This is a genomic window from Mycoplasmoides pirum ATCC 25960, from assembly GCF_000685905.1.
Classification (GTDB): domain Bacteria; phylum Bacillota_I; class Bacilli_A; order Mycoplasmatales; family Mycoplasmoidaceae; genus Mycoplasmoides; species Mycoplasmoides pirum.
Genome location: NZ_JMKZ01000001.1, coordinates 104,868 through 126,389 on the forward strand (window position 1 = coordinate 104,868; position 21,522 = coordinate 126,389).

Below are 21,522 nucleotides of genomic sequence, written 5' to 3' on the forward strand. Positions count from 1 at the left end.
CTTAATAACCCAATAATTATCCACAAATTGTGGAAAATATAAAAATGGATTTATTTAAATATGCAACACAATTATTCTTTAGATACTATAAACTCATTAAATCATGATATAAAACAATTTAATAATATCTTTCCTATAAAAGAAACTTACAATAAGAGTTTATCTGGAATTTCAAGATTAGTGATGCTAGATCGATATGCTCAAAAAGATAAATTGTTAAAAACATTAAAAGTTGGTGATCTAGTAATTGTTTTAATAAATGAAGATCAATTTTTTTCAGCTCATGGAATTGGTACAGTATTAGAAATAAATAAAGATGATGTAAAAATTCAATTAGAAGAACAAGAATTTGGAAAAATTTCTCCAACAGAAAATACCGAAGACTCTAAATTAGGTATCATTATCCGAAAAAAGGATAAAATAGAAAAACCATTAGAATTGTTTTTTGAACAAATTGCTCATAGAGTTGCAAAAGCATTAGCATCTGTAGAAAAAAAACGCTCAAAACGAATAGAATTTGAAGAAAAATTTTATCAAGAAATTTCAAATTTTAATTTTATACCAGCAGGAAGAATTTTATTTGGTGCTGGTAGCAGTTCAAAAGTTACTTACTTTAATTGTTTTGTAATGCCTAATCCTGTTGATTCAAGAACTGGATTAGCCAAACATAGAGAAAAAGTAATGGAAATTATGAGTCGAGGTGGTGGAGTAGGAACTAACGGCTCAAGTTTAAGACCTAAAAATACAGTTGCATTAACAGTTGGGGGGCATTCATCTGGTTCTGTATCTTGATTAAATGATTTAAGTCAATTAACACATTTAGTAGAACAGGGTGGTTCAAGACGTGGTGCTCAAATGATAATGCTAAATGATTGACACCCCGATATTGTTGAATTTATTATTTCTAAAATGCAAAATCCTAATATTTTGCGATGAATTTTGGAAAATATGAAAGATCCATTAATTGTAGAACATGCTAAGCAGAAATTAAAATTCACACCATTATCTAATTCAGAAAAAGAAACACATCAAATTATAGTAAACAATAAAGATAATGTGTCAGTTCTTACATATGAAACATCTTTAAAATTACTAAACGAAAATGGTAGATGAGAAGTTAAAAATAATCAATTCTTAACAGGTGCAAATATTTCTGTTGCAATTTCCGATGATTTTATGCATGCTGTTAAAACTAAAAGTAAATGACAATTGCGCTTCCCAGATATTAGATCAATGACACAAAAACAAAAAGAATATTATGATAATCATTGAAATGAAATAGCTGATGTTCGTAAATGAGAAGCTATGGGGTTGCCAGTTAAAGTGTATTATGAAATTGAGGCAATTCAACTTTGAGATTTAATTAATTTTTGTGCAACATATTCTGCTGAACCAGGTGTATTTTTTATGGATACTGCACAAAAAATGACAAATGCCCAAGCTTATGGCCAACAAATTGTTTGTACAAATCCATGTGGTGAACAACCATTAGCACCTTACTCAGTTTGTAATTTATCAGCAATTAATTTAGCTAATTTTGTTGATAAAGGCTCTGGTGAATTAAAAAGAAAAGAATTAATCGAAACAGTTAGAACAGCTGTGAGAATGCAAGATAATATTATTGACGCAACGCCTTATTTTTTAGATGAAAACAAACAACAAGCACTAGGTGAACGTCGCGTTGGATTAGGTATTATGGGTTTGCATGATATGTTAATATGGTCTAACAAAAAATATGGTTCAAAAGAAGGAAATGCTTTTATAGATTTGGTTATGTCTATAATTGCTGAAACAGCATATAGAGCATCTGCTGATTTAGCAGTAGAAAAAAAACCTTTTCCATTTTTAAAGAAAAAAATGTTTGAAAAATTTGCAAACTTACCTTTTGTTAAACAATTGCCAACAGATATAGCAGAAAAAATTTCTAAAAAAGGAATTCGTAATTCTCATTTATTAACAATTGCGCCAACAGGTTCAACAGGAACAATGGTTGGAGTTTCAACAGGCCTTGAACCATATTTTGCTTTTGAATATTATCGTTCTGGTCGTTTAGGTCAATTTACAAAAGTTAAACAAGAAATTGTTACAGAATGATTAAAATACAATAATAAAAAAGACAAAAATGGACAAGATGTTTGAAGCGAAAATAATTTGCCAGATATTTTTGTTACTGCTATGCAATTGTCGCCTGAAGAACATGCTAACACACAAATCACAATTCAAAAATGAATTGATTCTTCTATATCTAAAACAGTTAATGCTCCAAAAGGATATAGTGTTAAGCAAGTTGAAAAAATTTATGAAATGTTATATGAAGGAAATGCAAAAGGTGGAACTGTGTATGTTGATGGAAGTAGAGATACACAAGTTCTTTCATTAACAAATGATGAAGAGATTGGAAATGTAGAACAAATGCATTTAGATATTGATACTGATTTAATTATTGATTCTAAAGAAGCTCAAAATGTTATTGGCAAAGATCCAAGAAACAATGAACCAACAAAAGAAATTTTAACAAATATACCAAACGATAGACAGGATCGAAATATTGGCATTGAAATAGGAAATAATTGTCCCGAATGTAAAGAGGGTCTAATTGCTGACATTGGTGGTTGTAATACTTGCATAAATTGCGGCATTCAATGAAAATGTGGTTTATAATCAAATATAAAAGAATAAAAAAGTCTTTGTGTTATAATCCTAGTGGGTGGTGTTAGAAATAACATCACCCTAAGATTAGTTTTACTTTTAAATTCCCTGAATTATTAGCATGCCCATTATTTATAAAATTCTTTACAATTAAATCTTAGTGCATTAAAGAATCATTGCTAAAAGTTAAATTTTTTTAAATAGTAATCTATTCTTATAGATAATTAACTTTATCTTCCTCTTTTTTTCTCTCTACTAAATACATTACTTACCTTAACAGCATCTTAAATTATATTTTTTAAGTTATTACTTAATTAATACATAAATTTGTGCTGCTATGTCATAATAGATTAATTTAGCTTATTTCTTTTGCTTTTTTAAATGTTATGGCTTAGTGTCTTGTATCTTTTAAAAGTTACAAGCGTTAATATAAATAAATTAAGTCCTCCTGTTTTTTGACAGGAGGATCTTTTATTTATTTTTTCTTTTTTTATAAAAACACACCATTAACATTACAAAAAAGATAATACTTGTCGGAATAGTTATTCCTAATATTAGTGATAAATTATTGTTTGAATTCTCAGATTTTATTTCAAAATTTTCATTTGTTGGTATTATGTCAAATTTAATTTTTTGATTTAAAAAATCTATTTCTAAATTAATAATTTTTAGATTTTCAAATTTTAATTGTTCATCTTCATTAATTATTTTTAATAGTTTTTCACATATTGCATTTGCATATGGTTGAATGTATAAATTATAAGTAAATGTTGTTAATTCTTTATTTAAAGAAATTTTTATATCAAAATTATCATTTGTTTTTATTATTTCATAATTTATTTGGTATTTTGTTTCTTTAAATTCATTGTTTTCATAAATTAAATCTATTGATTTCTCTTTGACATTGTTTTTTAATTCTATTTTTGAAAAACCATCTAATAATGTAAAAGATATTGTTTTTAAGTAATTATTTATTAGAACACTTTGATAAAAAATTTGATATCCTAATTTTGCAAAAGCATTTTCTAAAGTTGCAAAACAATTATTGCTCATTTTATTGTCTTTTAAATTTCAATACGTTAAAAAATTAATATTTAATTCTTGATTGGCTAATATATTATTTTGTTCATCTTTTATTAAATTTAAATAATATTCTTCATCTTGATTATTATTTTTAATTTTCATTTTTAAATTGTTATTGTTAGACAAATCAAACGAAATTTGATGTCAAAGTAAATCTTTTTTTGCGGCTTCAAATTGAACTAAATAATTTCTTATAATTGGATTATTATCATTTTCAATAAATCACATAGATTTAGGAATTATTTCTATGTTGTTATCATTTCCAAAATTAACTAAATCATTAGAATTTTTAATTTTAATAACAGCATAAAAAATACCAGTTTCATTATTTGGTTCTAAATTAATTTCATATTTGTCGATAATTTCTTTTAATTTATTAGAAATTTTTGTTTGATCTGTAATTATTTGAATTCCTGATTCATCAATTTCTAAAAGATTTTTATCGCTAATTAAATTCTTATTTAAAGTATTTAAAATTAAATTAAATTTATTTTTGTTTGTTAAATATTCTGTTGCTAAAACTCCCTCTTGATCTATTGATCTGTCTATTTTAAATTTAGTATTTTGACCATTTTTGGGTTTAATTCCAGCATAATTATCACGATAATATATTTCATATTTTATTAGTGTATTTTTTATTGATAAACTGTTGTTTTCTGGATATAATCTGCAAACATTTTGCAAATTAATAGATTCTAAATTTTCAAAATCAAAAATTTTATTTTTTATTTGTATATTGTTTATTTCAAGAATTGCTAAGTTTTTGCTAATATTTGCATGATTTTCTTTCAACATGTTGTCATTAAAATTTATAGTGTTAAATTTGTTATTTTTAAATATTTCAAACTTATAAGCTAATTGTCCTGCTTGGACTATTCCTGTTTCAATACTCATTTGAGTATAAAAATCTTTAAATAATTGTGGCAAATGATGGAAAAAAAATAAAATTGAATTATCAACTAATGAACTTTCATCTTTTAAAGTTTTTTTAATTTTTTTAATTACATTATTTGTTAAATGATTTTTTCATGAATTATCTTGTAGACTAGAAATCAATTTATCGATATTGCCATCATAAATAGTGATATCATAAGAAAAATTTCAAATTGGTTCTGAAATTTGAATTCAATTAAGATTTGTAGTTTTTAATTTTTCTTTTAAACTTAAAAATAGTTTGTTATATTCATCTATTAAATTTAACGTTTCTAAAAATGTATCTTCAAATTTAAAATTTAATCCTATTTGTTCATAATCTGATTTGTCATACACAAAATCATTTTCTTTTATTTTATTTTTTACCCCTGAATTTGGATCTAAAACAAGGTTATCAGCAACTAAATTTACAATTCCAGAATATTGTCTTATATTTGATAAAGTATTATCTGAAATTTTATATATTGCGTGAGTATTTTCAAAAAAGTTTGGTAATTTATATTCATATTGAACTATATTGTAATTTTGATTAATTATTTTTGATTTAACTGTTATTTGATCTGCAACTATATTTTTGTTATTGCTTAATACTTCATTTATATAACATTTATATTGATCACTATTTCTTAATTCTATTAATTCGTTGGAAATATTTTTTCGATAATCTATGAAATCATAAGCATCTTTTAGATTATTAAAATCATTTTTGGTTTTTAATGAAATAAAACTATATCTTGTATCATTTAAATTTGAAAGCGAAAGATCATAATTAGGATTTTTTATTTCAATATTTTGTAAATTTATACCTAATTCAGGAATAGGATTTGCCAAGATTTCATAGCCTGCCCTATAAACAAAATTACCTATTTTTAGTTGTTTAGTTTGCTCTTTATAGTTAAAACCTTTGCTACCAACTTTGAATTTAATTTTTTTGTTATCTAAATATTCAATTTCTTCAGGAATAAACATTTTTGAATGCTTGTATCCTGCAGGAAATTCTAATTTGAAAGCTAATTCTTCTTGAAACCAAGATTCATTTTCTCTAATTCAAAATTCATTAAATGATTTACCTACTTTATCTACAAATTCTCAATTCGTATCTAAATCCATTCATAAAGTTTCACCATAACCATATATGGAAGAAGTTGAATATTTTATTTTTGCATTAGTTATTGTTTCTCAAAGATAATCATTTCCAGTTCATGATGAAATTTGTGCACGTTCTAAAAAAGGTTTAATACTATTAATTTGATAATAAGAATTTACATCTAGCGTTAATGCTTTGCTTCGATTCAACAATTCCTTAATAACTAATTGATCTATAGATTTGGAACTATCTAAAGTTTGTTCTTTCAAAAGATTTAAATTAGATGGTTTATACATTAAATTATCATTAGAAATTTTTATTTGATGTTTTTGTGTACTTGTTATATCTTCCATTGTATAACCTATGTAGTTTTCATCAAATAATTTGGAAACGTTGTTTTCTTGAATTTTATCTAAAAAACTTTGATTAATTGATTTGCAATTAGTACTTAAATTATTTTTTGTAATTTCAAAAGTTTTAGAATATTGACCTATAATGCTTGCGCCAACAAAAAAACTTATAAATAAAATTCATCATACTCATTTATTTTTTATTAATTTTTGCATAATCCACTCACCTATATACACCCATATAATTAAAGTGAGCAAAAATTTAAAAATTAAGAAAAATTTTATTTTTTAAAGATTAAAAAAATACATAATTTATTTTTTAATGGTATATAATCTTTCCAAATCTAATATTCAGTTTATCGATATTAAGGTGACTACTAGTAACAATTAATTTCTTTTAGATTTTTTACATCTATTTTGTTGCATACTTGTCTTTCAAAATTTTAAAACACTTAACTTATCGATTTATTAATAACAAAATGTTTAACGACTCTAATTCAAGAATAGAAAAAGAATTAAATTTGCAAGAAAGTTCAAATTCTTTAATATCTAAGCAAATTGATGTTGATTTTGGGTTTCAACCCAAAGAATATGTAGTTTCAAAATTAACTAAAGAGCAAAAAATTGATAGAAAACAAAAATTGCTTTTGCAACGAAAAGAATACAAGCAAAAAATTTTTGAATTAAAAAATGAACTAAATAATATGATTAAGCAAAGACAACATTTGTACAAAACTTTGCCAATTCAATCTAAAGAAGAATTAACTAATAAAATTAATTTGTTAAAAGATCAATTAAAAGATAATCCAAATTCTGTTGAAATAGATAAACAAATTAAAAAAATAAATGAAAATTTATTTAATATAAAATCGTATGTTAAAAACATTCCCCATGTACTAGAGTTACGGAATCAAATAAAATCAATTAGAAAAGATATATCTCAATATAAAATTTTATTGAAGGATAAAAAACCAAATTTAGAAGTTTTTTTAAAATCTTTCAAACCAGAAAATGCTTTTGAAGTTAGAGATTTTTGTTTATGATATAAAAATGGTAGCAAAAATGCGTTATCTGACATAAATATTGAAATACCAAAAAATAATGTCACAGCTTTAATTGGACCTTCAGGTTGTGGCAAATCAACTTTTCTTAGATCTTTAAACCGTATGAATGATTTAATTGATGGTGTTAAAACAACTGGAGATATTTGATTTTTAGGCAAAAATATTTCATCTAAAATTTTAACTGATTTAGAATTGCGAACCAGAGTTGGTATGGTGTTTCAAAAACCAACTCCTTTTAATTTTTCAATTTATGAAAATATAGCATATGCCTTACGATCACATGGTATAAAAAACAAAGAAGCTATTGAGAAAATTGTTATTGAATCTTTAAAAGATGCTGCATTATGAGAAGAGGTTAAAGATATTTTGCATGAAAGTGCATTAGGTTTATCTGGCGGTCAACAACAACGATTGTGTATTGCTAGAGCGATTGCATTGCAGCCTGATGTTCTATTAATGGATGAACCAACTTCTGCATTAGATCCTATTGCAACTAGTAAAATTGAACAATTGATTTGCAAATTAAAAGAAAAATTTTCAATTATCATTGTTACCCATTCAATGGCACAAGCTCAAAGAATTAGTGATTTAACAATTTTCTTTTACCAAGGTCGAATTGTTGAATTTGGCGAAACAAAACAAATTTTTACAAGACCAAAAGAAGCAAAAACGAAGGATTATGTCAGTGGTAGAATCGGCTAACAAACATTTATTTAAATGACTATGAAAACTTTTAATTTTTTTAGTTATTTTAGGCATTAGTCCTTTGTTTTTTTCTTGTGGGAATTTTGTTGTAATTGATTCAAGAGGTTCAAGTTCTGTCCAACCTTTTTTATCTAGTTTAGGTAACTCTTATATAGAAAATAATAAAGACAAAAACATTGAAATTAGTGTGCAAGCAGGAGGTTCCTCAATTGGAATTTCTTCAATAGCAAATAACCAAACAACTATGGGAAATGCATCTAAAAGTCCTAGAAGTTCAGTTTTAAACACAAACATTGAATCAAATTGAAAAAATAATGAATTAAAAACAATAACACTTGCTAAAGATGCAATTGGAATTTTATTATTGCCGCCTACAAACACTAATGATATTTGAAGTATCAATTCATCAAATATTTCTATTTTGTATGATGCTTTTGCTGGTTATAATTCAGTTTCTTTAAATAATTTTTTTGATGGTGATAAAACACAAATACCAGATGATATTAAAATTACCCCGTTTGCTAGAAGTGGCGGCGCTATATCATCTGGTACAGCAGAAGCATTTTTAAAAGATTCTAATTTACTAACAACACAACTAGAACCAAAAACACTTGATGCTTTAAATAATGGTAATTATGGGAATATAACTCAACAAACTAATGAATCAAATAATGAAGCTTATACAAATTTTAAAATTAATGCAAGACAACCAGGATCAATGATTTATTTAAGTTTAGGATTTATTCTTAACAATTTAGATACAATTAAAAAAGATGGTTTTATTGTTATGAAATATTCAGGTGTTGACCCAACACTTGAGAATGTAGAAAAAAAATTATACAACTGAATACGGCCTTTTAATACCATTGTTTCCTTACATAACAACTCAAGATTGCAAGCAATTCAAGAATTTGTTGAATGAATTCTTTTTGCAAAAATTTTATATCCTAATCAATTAAATTTAGTTAATCAAATATATTTATCTGAAGGATTAATTAGATTGTCAGATGATGAACTTAAAGAAATGTTTTTAACCAATGCTGAAACTCAAAAATTAACTTTGGATGATTTAGTATGAAATCACATTGATTTGTTTTGAAAAAATGATTTTAGTTTTTCTCCAGTGAGATTTGGAGTAGAATAATGCAATTGAGAAGAAAACCTAAATTAGCCATAAATAGAATCTGAAAAAAAATTTTAGAAAATAATATTTTTAAAGTTTTAACTTTTGTATTTGTTTGATTTGTTGCAATTGCATTTCTTTTAATTTTAATTTTTGTTATTGTTAAAGCTGTTCCTGGTTTTCAAGAATATGGCGCTTCAATATTTACAAATGAATACAATTTAAATAATGGTCAAGCAGGAATTTGATTGCCTCTATTTATAACATTATTAATTACATTTGGTGCTTTACTCATTGCGGGACCGATAGGTATTAAAACAGCTATTTTTTTAAAGTATCGGTTACCTAAAAAATATTCAAAAATTTTAAGAATTATTATTGATTTACTAGCTGGTGTTCCTTCAGTTATTTTTGGTTTATTTGCGGCAACTTCTTTAGGAAATCTTTTAAGAATTATTTTTGATATGCCAACTTCGTGAAATTTAATAACAGCATTTATTATGTTGGCATTTATGATTTTACCTACTGTTGTAGCAATTTCATATAATGCATTAGATTCTGTTCATAATGATTTAATTTTGTCACCTATTGGTTTAGGGACATCTAAAACTAGAGCAATTTATAAAGTTGCAAAAAAACAAGCGAAAGTTGGAATAACAATTGCTTTAGTTGTTGGTATGGGTCGTGCTATTGGTGAAACAATGGCATTAAATTTTATCTTAACTTCACAAAGTTTTAATTCAGTTTTTGATAGTGGTTTTGGTAATGTTTTGTTATCAGGACTAAAAACTCTAGGCGCAATTATTTCTTATAATTTCTATAGTGAAAATAGCTCTGAAGCAATGCGGGGCGCACTATATGTTTTTGCTTTAATATTATTTTTGATTATTGTTTTGTTAAATGGTTTTATTTTGTGAATAACAAAAGAAAAATCACAAAAACGTTATCCTTGAATTGTAAAACTTCAAAAAGCAATATATTTAGCAATTACTTTTATACCTAAATATATAAGTTTAACTTTTGAAAATTTAACTGCTAACACTAATTTTAAAATTCATTCAAATAATATTGAAAATAGATCAACTTATATAAAAAATCGATTACGTAATAATCATTTTTTACATTTATATGATTATTGAAAACTTTTTTGAGAATATGTTTCAATATTAATTTGTTTTGCATTCATAAGTTATTTATTACTTTATATTTTAATTAATGGTGGTGTTGTTGCATTTTCTCCATCATCTACAATAAATTCGATTGGGATAGATACAACTGGTCGCGCTATTATAAACACGCTAATTATTATTCTTTTATCAATTTTAATAGCATTCCCAATTTCATTATTTAGCGCTTTATATTTAAATGAATATGCAAAAAACAAGAAATTCAATAAAATGATTTTGTTTTTTGTTGATTGCTTAGGTTCAACACCATCAATAGTTTTTGGTATTTTTGGTTTAACTTTCTTTTTACAAATTCTAGGTTTTGCTTCTGGTGGCACAACTAGTAATTCATTGATAGCAGGGATATTAACTATATCAATTGTAATTGTTCCTACTTTTATTCGCACAATTCAACAATCATTAAATAATGTTCCAAAAGAAATTAGAATGAATTCTTTTGCGTTAGGAATTAGTAAATTCGAAACTATTTATAAAGTTATTATCCCAATGGCTATTGAAGGTATTTTAGGAGCTATTATTTTATCTATAGGTCGTATTATTGCTGAAACAGCTCCTTTATATTTAACTGCGGGATTAACTTCTTCCAATCATATTGATTTAGGTCTTTGAGGTCAAACGCTTACAACTAGAATTTATGCACAATTATTTTCAACATCATCGGATGCCACTTCAATAATGTTTGAAGCAGCTTTTATGAGTATTGTTTTAATTTTAATCTTAGTTGTTATTAGTCATTTGTTTATTCCATGAATTTTTGGTAATTGAGCGAAAATAAAGTTTGAGTTTGTTAACAAAATTAATTTAATAAAAAATAAAATATATAACAAGGTGAATAAAAATGGCAATTAATTATGGAACGTTAAAACAATCTGAAAAAGAATTGATACAAAAATTTTATGAATATTTAGAACATACATATCAAATGCATTTATTACTTTTAAAAGCATTACAACAAAGTGATTTATTAAAAACAAATGATTTAATTGAAAAAATTCAAAATATGGAAAAAATTTCTAACATAACTCATGCAGATTTATTAGATGAATGCACTTGAATGATTTCAAAAGAACAACCTCAAGCAAGTCATTTAAGATTTGTTATTGCCATAATTAATTCGATAAATGATTTAGAAAGAATTTGCGATTATGCTAATAATTTATCTAAATTTATAAAACATAATCCCAACATTTATAAATCAGCTTTACAAGTTGTTGAAGATTTAGAAAGCTTAGCAATTATTACATATCAAAAAATATTTGATTTCTTCAAAAATAATGATGCTCAAGATACATACAAATATGGTTTGAAACTCCAAGAAGAATGTACAAATAAATATTTAAATGCTTTAAAAGCATTGCGAACTATTTATGCTGAACCAACTGATTCTTTTAATCATCCACACGATAGTAAAGAATTTGTTCAATTGGTTTTAGCTATTAAAAATATAGAAAGAATTGTTGATCACATTATGAATATTATTGAACATTTTATTTATATAAAAGAATCTAATTTTTTCTTTAGTAAAAACAATTAATTATGGTTTTGAATATAAAAATTTTAAAAAACATTAGTTGATGATTATCTGGTTTATATGTATTTTGGTTAGGTTTTTTAATAGCTTTATGCTTAAATTCTCAAAACCAATTATTAATTCCATTAATTATATTTTTTGTGGTTGTAACAGTAGCAAGTGGAGTGTTGTTATTTTTTTTGTTAAAAAAAATTAAAATGTTAAAAAACTTAAATTTAAAAAATTGAAAAAAAATTTTTTTAGTTGTTGTATTTCCATTTAGTTTTTATTGATTAATTAATAATTGGCAAAAGAGTTATGACAATGAATCAAAACAATAATTTAAATGAAATTAAAGATCTAAAAACTTTACGTAAATATTTTTTATTCATGTTTTCTTGAATAATAGGTTTAATTATTTTATTTTTTATTGGTTTTATTATTGTTATTGTTATGGCTATTGTTTTTAGACAAAAAGAAGGCAATAACAATCCTTTATTATATTCATTAGTTATTTATTTAATTTTATTTTTTATAGGTTTAACAATTTATTTTGTAATTGGTGCGAAAGGTGTTAAATTTTTAAATAATAATCCAGTTGCATTAATAATTTATGAACATCAAGATATTTTTAAAAATCCTTTTATTTTAAAAAAAGAAGCTAAAAAAATATCTAATGCAATTAATGAATTAAGTAAAGGGGCAACAATCAAAGAAATTAAAGAACAATATTTTTATGTGAATTCACAAGATTTAAAGTAAAATGTTTTATGCATTATTTGTCATGCAGAAGAATTTTCAATTCGTTATACTGCAAAAAGAACATGAGGTGTTGCTTTCATAATGGCAAAAAAAGAAATTACAAGAATAGCTAAAATTGAATTAATTGGCGGTCAAGCTAAACCAGGGCCTGCATTGGCTTCTATTGGTATCAATATGGCTGAATTTACAAAACAATTTAATGATAAAACAAAAGATCGTATGGGAAAAGTAGTTCCATGTGTTATTACTGCTTTCAATGATAAATCTTTTACTTTTGTTTTAAAAACAACTCCAACAACAATGCTTTTAAAAGAAGCTGCAAAAATTGAAAAAGGTGCTAAAAATCCTAAAACTGATAAAGTTGGAAAAATTAGTAAAGAAGCAGCAATAAAAATTGCTGAATATAAAATGCCAGATTTAAATGCAAATGATTTAGATGCTGCATTAAGATTAGTTGCTGGAACAGCAAAACAAATGGGATTAGAAATTGAGGGTGTTGACCCAATTACAAAATCTAAGAAGAAAGGTAATTAATTTTTATTATGGCTGGTAAAAAATTAAAGACTGCATTAGCTAAAATTGATCCTAAAAAAATTTATGAACTTTCTGAAGGTATTGATGTAATTAAAAACGCTTCATTTACAAAATTTGATTCATCAATTGATATTGCAGTTAAATTAAATTTAGATACAACTAAAGCTGAACAACAATTACGTGGCGCTATTTCTCTACCTTATTATACAGGTAAACCAATTCGTATTTTAGCTATCACAGATAATCCAAAAGTTGCATTAGATGCTGGCGCTGATTTTGCGGGTGATAACGATAAAATTAATGATATTAAGGCGGGTTGATTAGATTTTGATCTTATTATCACTACACCTAAATTTATGCCTGAATTAGGTAAATTAGGAAAAATTTTGGGCCCAAGAGGTTTGATGCCTAATCCTAAAACTGGAACTGTAACTAATGATATAGCAGCTACAGTTACAGAATTTAAAAAAGGTAAAAAAGAATACCGTACTGACACATTTGGCAACATTCATTTAGTTGTTGGAAAAGTTTCTACTCCAACTGATCATATTGTAGAAAATTGTAATGTTTTATTAGATTTAATTAAATCTAAAAAACCTTCAACTGTTAAAGGTATTTATATTCAAAATATAGCATTATCTTCGACAATGGGTCCAAGTGTTAAAATTAAGATTAATTAATAAATAAATTTAAATACTTGTTTCAAAAAATATCTTGATTTTGTTTTCTAATTTTGATATTATAAATCACAAACACACAATACATGCTAAATGCATGTATTTTATTTTATGAAAAAAGGAAATGTTTGATTTGTACTATTTTTAGAGAAACAAAACATTAAACCATTTATTTATGAAAAAAAACAAACATTATAAATTTTGATTAATAAGTTTTTTATTAAGTATTGTTTTATTTTTTATAGTTATTTTTAATATTGATTCAATTTCAGAAATTTTTAAAAATAAAAATTTAGATATTTCGTTTCAAAATCAAACAAATAATTTTTCCAAAAATACAAATATTGTTCCTAAAGATTTAATAGAAATTAAAGACTTGAAAATTACATCTCAAAATATTCAACAAGGGAAATTAAGTGCTGAAGAAGCAACATTTGGTGATAATTATATTTTAGCTGCTACAAATGACAATAATACTAAAGCAAAAGTTGTTAAATTAAATTATCAAATGAAATACTTATATGAATGAGAATTTGAAACTATTAATTATCATACTAGACAAATAATAGCTGATAAAGATGATATTGGTTATTTTTATGTATTGTTAGTAAACAATAATTTAACTATTAGTGGATCAAATATTAATTCAGCAAATACTTCTTCTTTTTTAGTACAAAATCCTGCAATTGTTATTCAATTATTTGATAATGGATCAAGTTTTGAAAAAAGAAACACATATAGTTTAAATTTACCTGATTTTAAAGTTAATGATAAAACTAAACATAGTTCTATAATTACAAGCAATGAAGCAGCTAACAATATTTGAGATCATATTTATGTTCAAGAAGCTATTCAATCTTCAGATGAAAATTCAAAATTATCATTTATTCGTAACACCAATTTAAATAATTCATCAGCAAACTCTAATAATGACATTTATATAAATGACAATTCCAAATCTGTTATTTATAAATTATTAAGTTCAGAAGGCAAGAAAAATTCTAATAGTGAAAATAGCACAGAACAATCATATTATATCCTTAAGCAATTGTATTTAAACAATGCAAACAATATGGTTTATTTAAAAGATAAAACAACAAACAAAAAAATGATTTTGTTATTTGGGGGCAATTCATATCAAAATTTTTGATTTTATGATTTTGAAGTAACCATTTCAAATTCTTATTCAAATTATTATGTAAATCCATTGCTTTACGCAAACTATAATTTTGATCCCTATGGAACAAAATATCAAGATGAAGTTATGTATAAAGCACAAAAAGATAGAAATAACTCTGATGTTTTGAAAAATTATTTTTATCCCTTGTTTATGCGTGTAAACAAAATTTCAAATTTAGCTTGATATGTTGGTGGTGCCAAAACAATCACTTTAACAAATCAAAGTAATAATCAATCAGAATCTTATGTGTTTTTAGCAATGATGCAACCTAATGTTTCTGATTTCCATAAAGATTTGTATAGCACAAATAGCAATAAAGATACAAATTCAATTGATCAAATTAAAAAGGGAACATTTGGTACACCAACAGAGGTAAGTTTATGAAATGAAACGAATATAAATAGTTCTAATAGACCTAACTATATTAGTTTCAAAAATCAAAATTTTAATCCACAAAACGACTTTTTTGCTGATGCACAAAAATATTACAATAAGGAATTGCTAGTTGGTTCATCATCAATTAATGCTTCATATCAAACTTTTTCATCTCCAGAAAACAAACCATGAGGTTCTTTAGTATCTAATTTCTTTTATTCTTTTACTGCAATTCAATCATCTACTGTTTTACCTGTAATGACTAGTGATGTTGCTTCACTAATTTGTGTGAAACCTCAAACAAGTCAAAATATTTCATCTGATGAAAAAATTTATTTGAATACTTTTTTAGATTTAGATAAAAATACTACTAAAACTTTAACTAATTTTTCTTTATTTAATTCATTTCCTTTAAATGACAAATTTTATAACTTTGATTTTGCAAAAGAAATGATTACAAACCCATATGATTGAACACAAGATATTGATACTTCTTCAAATTCCAATTACAAAGTTGGTTATGATGATGCAAACATGTCAAGAATTTTATTAAATAAAAATCCCACAAAATCAACTAAATTTAAAAGTGATGGTTGAGAAAATACGGCTAGTCAAAAAATTATTGCTTTTTCTCCGCAATTAACATCCGAAAATGTTCAAACTCCATATGGAACATATAAAAAAGTAGCAGCAACTTTAATAGTTCGTGGTTACATTTATTCATTTACTTATGATTTTGAAGTGCAACCTAATGGTTCTAGAATATTGCCTATTGCTAACCTTACAAATAAACAAATTACTGAAAATGATTTAAAATTTACAAATATATTGTCAATTTCATATATCAATAACATATGAATGATAACTTTTCAAGATAATGTTAATAGAAGTGGTGAAACTTTATTTTATTCAATTAAATATTTACCCAACAATAATAAACAATCTTGAAATGTAGTAAAAAATAATATTTTGCCAGCAAACACTGGTAAAATTTCCAAAATATTTAATTTAGCAAACAATAATTATCTTTTCATAATTAAAGAAGATAAAAATGTTAATTTAATTAATTATGAAGCAGGTCATACTACTAATTTTGATATTAATTCATTGATGACAGATCCAAGCATTTGAGGAACAGTTAGTTTAGTTAGTAGCAAATTTATAATAGATAGTGGGTTGGCAAATATGACACCAACACAAATAGTTAATGATTCTAATCTTTTGTATCAATTGATTGAATATACTGGTGGTTGAAGTATGGATTCAACTACAAATAAACCAACAGAATCCCCATTAATTATAAATGTTCAAACTACTAGCACAACCATATCTTTTGATGTTGCTATTAAATTTATTAATGGAAATTATTACACTTCAGCTAATATTGATTCTTCACAATATTCAAATGTATTTAAAAATGAAAATTTAAACATTCCAAAATTTGTTTATGAAGGTTTCGCAACAAATTTAGTTGATTGACATTTGTATGTTATTCTTGGCTGTATATTTGGTACTACAGCTATATCATTATTAATAATATTTTTAGCTTTACATTTCCATAATAATAAAAATTTTAAGAAACGTAAAAAGCCATTACCTGTTCCTGCTGATCAAAATAAATTGGATATCAATGAAAAATTATTGTTAACTAATTCTATGTATCAAAATGTTTATGATGGCGCAGTTTCTTATCCTATATATGCAACAAGAAATCTTACTTCAACAATCCAAACTACACAAACTAAATATCCAATGCTACCATCAAAAAATAATATTCCATTGATGACTAAAACAACTAAACCTATAAATAATTCTACGCAGCCTTTGATAACACAACCAATAAAAAATAATACTCCCCCAATAAAACGTAAACCAAATTCTAATTCTAAAGAACAAACAAGAAACATTCCAACTTTGACTAAAACAACTAAACCTATAAATAATTCTACACAACCAATAAAAAATAATACTCCCCCAATAAAACCGAATTAAAAATGGATCAAAGAAGAACTAAAAAATAGTTTTAAATTTAACCAAAACAATTAAATTTAAAAATAATTTTAAATAAATTGAATAATAGTGAAGTTTTGATAATAAATGACTTTTTCAATAAAAAAGTTTAGCTTTAAAAAACAATAAATTTTAATTGTAGTTATAATATGTATATGGGGATGTCACGGTTTCGACATGAATGATGGACCCATAGAGGCAGTGGGGTATGCCCCTTATAGCTCAAGGTTTAAATTAACCGACAAAACTGACGAAAACGTTGCCGTTGATACAAATTTATTAATCAACCAACAAGCTCAATTTAACTACGCATTTGCATAGTATAAAAAAATAAATTGTGCTACTCATTGTAATTAGGTTACTAAATTACTTTGTTTTATATAGTCCTGTAACTAGTTCTAGTGATGTCTATAAACTAGAATGAGATTTATAGACTTATTTGTTGGCGGTTGTGCCATAGCCTAAATCAACAAAGACAATTTATTTATGGTACTAAACTGTAGATTCTATGATGAAATTATTTGTGGAAACGGGTTCGACTCCCGTCATCTCCACCATATGACAAAATGTCACCAAATAACCTTAATATTTCAAAAATATTAAGGTTTTTTTATTTTTGAAAATATTTTAATTTTTAATTTCGTTAGCATTATAATTAGTTTAATTGTATTTAGGAGATAACTATAATGTGTACTGCAATTAATTATCATAATAACTTTTTTGGTAGAAATTTAGATTTAGAATATCCAATTGATTTTTCATCTATAGCCATTACTCCACGTAATTATTTATTTAAGAGAATAAGCAATAATAATGAAACATTTAGTGTTAAAAATGCAATAATTGGAATGGCATTTGTACTTGAAGAATATCCATTATATTTCGAGGCAATGAACGAAAAAGGTGTATTTATTGCTGGGCTAGATTTTCGAGGTTATGCACACTATTTTGATTCAATGGATGAATCAAAAATTAATGTAGCATCTTTTGAATTTGTTCCATATTTACTAGCACAATATGATTCAGTAGATGAAATAAAAAAAGTTTTAGGAAATATAAGAATTATTAATAATCAATTTAATAAAGATTTAAGAACTAGTCCATTACATTGATTTATATCAGACTCTAAACAAGCTATTGTTGTTGAACCAACTAAAGATGGATTAAAAGTTTATGACAACCCTTATGGAGTTTTAACAAATTGTCCAGATTTTTCATATCATTTGGAAAATATGCGTAATTACATTCATCTATCGCCAATTGCGGCACAAAACACAATGGATAAAAATATTCAAATGAAACCTATATCTAATGGTAGTGGTACCGAAGGATTACCGGGCGGACTTGGATCTGTATCTAGATTTGTTAGAGTTGCTTACACAAAATTAACTAGCAAATCACAAACAGATGATGAATTATCACACGTTACTCAATTTTTTCACATTTTAGATTCTGTCAAACAAGTTAAAGGTCAAGTGATAGGTTTAGAAGATCAAAATGAAATCACAATTTATTCTTCTTGCATCAGTTCTAACACTTTAACTTATTATTATAAAACTTACACTAATAATCAAATTAATGCTGTATCAATGAATAATGTTGATTTGAATGCTAAAAATTTGTATGTTTATCAATTAAATAAAAAACAAAATATAAATTACCAACAATAATTTAATTAATTTTTTGTTTTTATACAGAATTATTATTCTTTAAAAAGCAAGTTGAACCACAAGTGCAACTTGCTTTTTTTTTTTTTTTTTAGAATGCAAAATTCAATTTAAAAATTTAATTGGAGAAGTGTATGCAAAAAAAGTACAAATTAATTAAAAAGTTAAGTTTTGTAATTTTAATTTTAGAAATAATATCTATTATATTTTTAGCTATTTCACCAGTAGTTGTAGTAACTTCACAATCAGTTGGCGGTTCATCAGCATTACTTGTTTTGGGAATTATATTGTTAGTTATTGCATTTGTGTTTAATATTTTAAATGCAGTTAATATTTTTACTTTCCCAAATCCTAAAAATAATAGTGAATTAAATAATTACAAAATTATATTTGGAATTTTTACTATTATTTTATTAGGTTGAATAGCATCACTTATATTTGTAGCAATTTCAAAACAATATATAGTTGAAGAAAACATAACAAATCAAAACAATGTTTTAAATAATCAAGAACAAATAAATAATGAAACTATTTAATATTTAAATCAAAAAAATTCATTAAAGAACCATATTGATTAATAATTTCTTTTTTAGTTGTATCAATAACCTTTTTGCCGTTTCTCAAAAAAATAATATGTTCAGCAATATATTCAATTTCTTCTATATCATGAGAAACAATGATAATTGTAATCTTATTTTTAAATGCATAATTTTTAATAAATTGTTTTATTTTAGTTCGAATTTTAATGTCTAAACCTGTAGATAATTCATCTAAAAATAAAACTTGAGGATTATGAATTAAAGATAAAAGTGTATTAACTCTTTGAGCCTCACCACCAGATAATGATGAAGCGTTCTTTTTATAAATTTTGTCTATTCCAAAAACATTTATTAGTTCATTTAATATTGAATCTTTTTGCTTGATATTATATAGTTTCATAACAAATTTAATAACATCTGCAACTGATAAACTACTAGGATAATTAGCTCCTTGAAATTGAATACCAATTTGATTTTTATAATTTTCGCTTCTTAAGTTGTATATGATTTTTCCTGAAGTAGGTTTATTTAATCCAGCAATGATTTCAACTAAAGTAGTTTTACCTGCTCCATTAGCGCCCAAAATAGCTGTATGTTCATTTTCTTTAATTTGAAATGAAACATCATCTAAAGCAATCTTATGAGTTTTTTTTATTACTCCACTATTAAAAACTTTTCTAATATTTTGAACATCTATAATTGTAGATCCTATTTCATTCATTAATGCATTATTGTATCCAAAAGGTTCATCAACATTAATAATTTCTGAAATTAATTTGCTATTTTTATGTTTTATTTTCATACATTATTAACCCCTAGAATTTCATTTAAAGTTAGCAGTAGAAGTACCAAAAAATAAACCCATAAATACAAAAGGCATAACAAAAGATAAAATTTTGTCTATATTTACAAATATTTCTTGAATTTCGGGAATTGATTGATTAATGTTAGCGCCCATTGATGCAACTACTTGCATAAATGGATTATTTATTTGTCAAATATTACTTGTTTGAAAATTAAATAAACTGTTTGTAGGTAATATGAATGTTTGCTCTGTGTTTTTTAGTTGTTCAATACTTGTTTGATAAACAAATCCCTTTCCTGAATCTATAAATGTTATATAAAATTCATTGTCTGGTGGCAAAATTGCACCACCTATTGTTTGAATAGGTTCAAAAACATAATTGCCTGTATTAGAATTTAAAACAAAATGTCCCGGTATCGCAGAACTACCATATTTGCTTGCAGCTATTTTTATTAACATATCAGTTTGTGTATCAGTTGAACTAAAATTAAATTGTGATATATCAATTTGATAGTTGCTATAATGAAATAAATTATTAATGTTAGCAAACCATGATTCTATTCCTAATGCTGATGTATATCTAAATGGCATTAAATATGCTAAGTATTTTAAAATTGGTATATTTGCTACCATAGAAAATGGCACTAGTGCTCCACCAACAAACATAGCACCAATGATAATAATTAAACCTGCTGTTTGAATTGCAAGAACACTTTTTAAAATACTAGCAGTAACAAAGCCGATTGAAAGTGATAAAAAAATTGTTAATAATTGAGCTAAAGTTCATGATAAATAATCTGCAGAATTATAAATGCTATAAAAATCCGTTTGACCAAATTTACTAGAATCATTCCCAAATACTAAATACACATATAGCATTGAAATAAGTAAATTTAAAATAACTGAAACAATCATGAATGAAGTAAAGTAAATAAATATGGATGTCATAAATAAAATTGGTTTAACATCTGTGACACCAATTCTTTTTAAGATTACTGAACTTTTAAATTCAAAAATAGTTTGTGGAACAATTGTAACACCCGTGCATATTATTGGAATAGATAAAGCGTTTGCCAAAATAACAATTGGTGATGAAAATAATGACATTGAAATTATCATTATTATTGGTGCAATGATAAAAGTAAAGAACGGCCCTGATCAAGACTTTCAAAAATACTTATTAATTATGTTTAAAACACCTAGCATCTTTTATTACATCTAATAATTTATAATACATATGAATATATTCAAAAATTATACTATACATAAACTTTTTGTATTT

General features: G+C 24.9%; 15 protein-coding genes and 1 other RNA gene. 13 read left to right on the top strand and 3 right to left on the bottom strand.

Annotation, left to right across the window (positions count from 1 at the left end):
* Nucleotides 1-60 precede the first annotated feature (60 nt).
* Nucleotides 61-2,661, top strand: a complete 2,601-nt coding sequence (locus T397_RS0100470) for a vitamin B12-dependent ribonucleotide reductase (RefSeq protein ID WP_036448544.1) — start codon at nt 61-63, stop codon at nt 2,659-2,661.
* Between the two features lie 459 nt (nt 2,662-3,120).
* Here T397_RS0100470 and T397_RS0100475 read toward each other — a convergent pair whose 3' ends face one another.
* Nucleotides 3,121-6,318: a hypothetical protein gene (locus tag T397_RS0100475; RefSeq protein WP_027123754.1), complete on the bottom strand. Its 3,198-nt coding sequence runs from the start codon at nt 6,316-6,318 to the stop codon at nt 3,121-3,123.
* Between the two features lie 734 nt (nt 6,319-7,052).
* Between T397_RS0100475 and pstB the strand changes: the two genes are divergently transcribed.
* From pstB to T397_RS0100540, 11 genes are all read left to right on the top strand, one after another.
* A complete protein-coding gene (gene pstB / locus T397_RS03740) occupies nt 7,053-7,868 on the top strand; it encodes a phosphate ABC transporter ATP-binding protein PstB (protein ID WP_238315397.1) in 816 nt (271 codons plus the stop codon).
* Nucleotides 7,846-9,015, top strand: a complete 1,170-nt coding sequence (locus T397_RS0100485; RefSeq protein ID WP_036448546.1) for a type 2 periplasmic-binding domain-containing protein — start codon at nt 7,846-7,848, stop codon at nt 9,013-9,015. Before pstB ends, T397_RS0100485 begins: the two co-directional genes overlap by 23 nt.
* On the top strand, nt 9,015-11,030 hold the full coding sequence (gene pstA / locus T397_RS0100490) for a phosphate ABC transporter permease PstA (protein ID WP_027123757.1): 2,016 nt from the start codon (nt 9,015-9,017) through the stop codon (nt 11,028-11,030). The genes T397_RS0100485 and pstA overlap by 1 nt, the downstream gene beginning before the upstream one ends.
* Nucleotides 11,020-11,715: a phosphate signaling complex protein PhoU gene (gene phoU, locus T397_RS0100495; RefSeq protein WP_027123758.1), complete on the top strand. Its 696-nt coding sequence runs from the start codon at nt 11,020-11,022 to the stop codon at nt 11,713-11,715. Before pstA ends, phoU begins: the two co-directional genes overlap by 11 nt.
* Nucleotides 11,716-12,015: 300 nt before the next feature.
* Entirely contained in the window at nt 12,016-12,453 is a 438-nt protein-coding gene (locus T397_RS03745; protein ID WP_036448548.1) for a hypothetical protein, read from the top strand.
* 81 nt (nt 12,454-12,534) lie between these two features.
* A complete protein-coding gene (gene rplK, locus T397_RS0100510) occupies nt 12,535-12,987 on the top strand; it encodes a 50S ribosomal protein L11 (protein ID WP_027123760.1) in 453 nt (150 codons plus the stop codon).
* An 8-nt stretch (nt 12,988-12,995) separates the two neighbouring features.
* Complete coding sequence (gene rplA / locus T397_RS0100515) at nt 12,996-13,667, top strand: 50S ribosomal protein L1 (protein WP_027123761.1); 672 nt, start codon at nt 12,996-12,998, stop codon at nt 13,665-13,667.
* Nucleotides 13,668-13,839: 172 nt separating this feature from the next.
* Nucleotides 13,840-17,211 (top strand): hypothetical protein, encoded by a 3,372-nt coding sequence (locus T397_RS0100525; protein WP_027123762.1) that lies wholly within the window; start codon nt 13,840-13,842, stop codon nt 17,209-17,211.
* Nucleotides 17,212-17,386: 175 nt separating this feature from the next.
* Nucleotides 17,387-17,786, top strand: a transfer-messenger RNA (tmRNA) gene (gene ssrA / locus T397_RS04275).
* Nucleotides 17,787-17,915: 129 nt separating this feature from the next.
* A complete protein-coding gene (gene bsh / locus T397_RS0100535; RefSeq protein ID WP_027123763.1) occupies nt 17,916-18,899 on the top strand; it encodes a choloylglycine hydrolase in 984 nt (327 codons plus the stop codon).
* 131 nt (nt 18,900-19,030) lie between these two features.
* Nucleotides 19,031-19,432, top strand: coding sequence for a hypothetical protein (locus T397_RS0100540; protein ID WP_027123764.1), 402 nt, complete (start codon nt 19,031-19,033; stop codon nt 19,430-19,432).
* On the opposite strand, the gene T397_RS0100545 is transcribed toward T397_RS0100540, so the two are convergent.
* Nucleotides 19,425-20,237: an ABC transporter ATP-binding protein gene (locus tag T397_RS0100545; protein WP_027123765.1), complete on the bottom strand. Its 813-nt coding sequence runs from the start codon at nt 20,235-20,237 to the stop codon at nt 19,425-19,427. The genes T397_RS0100540 and T397_RS0100545 overlap by 8 nt on opposite strands.
* 6 nt (nt 20,238-20,243) lie before the next feature.
* The gene (locus T397_RS0100550; protein WP_155947917.1) at nt 20,244-21,188 is read right to left on the bottom strand and encodes a hypothetical protein; all 945 of its coding nucleotides are present in this window, start codon (nt 21,186-21,188) and stop codon (nt 20,244-20,246) included.
* On the opposite strand from T397_RS0100550, the gene T397_RS04345 reads away from it, so the two are divergent.
* On the top strand, nt 21,178-21,462 hold the full coding sequence (locus T397_RS04345; RefSeq protein WP_155947918.1) for a hypothetical protein: 285 nt from the start codon (nt 21,178-21,180) through the stop codon (nt 21,460-21,462). The two genes, T397_RS0100550 and T397_RS04345, sit on opposite strands and share 11 nt — an antisense overlap.
* Nucleotides 21,463-21,522: the final 60 nt, after the last annotated feature.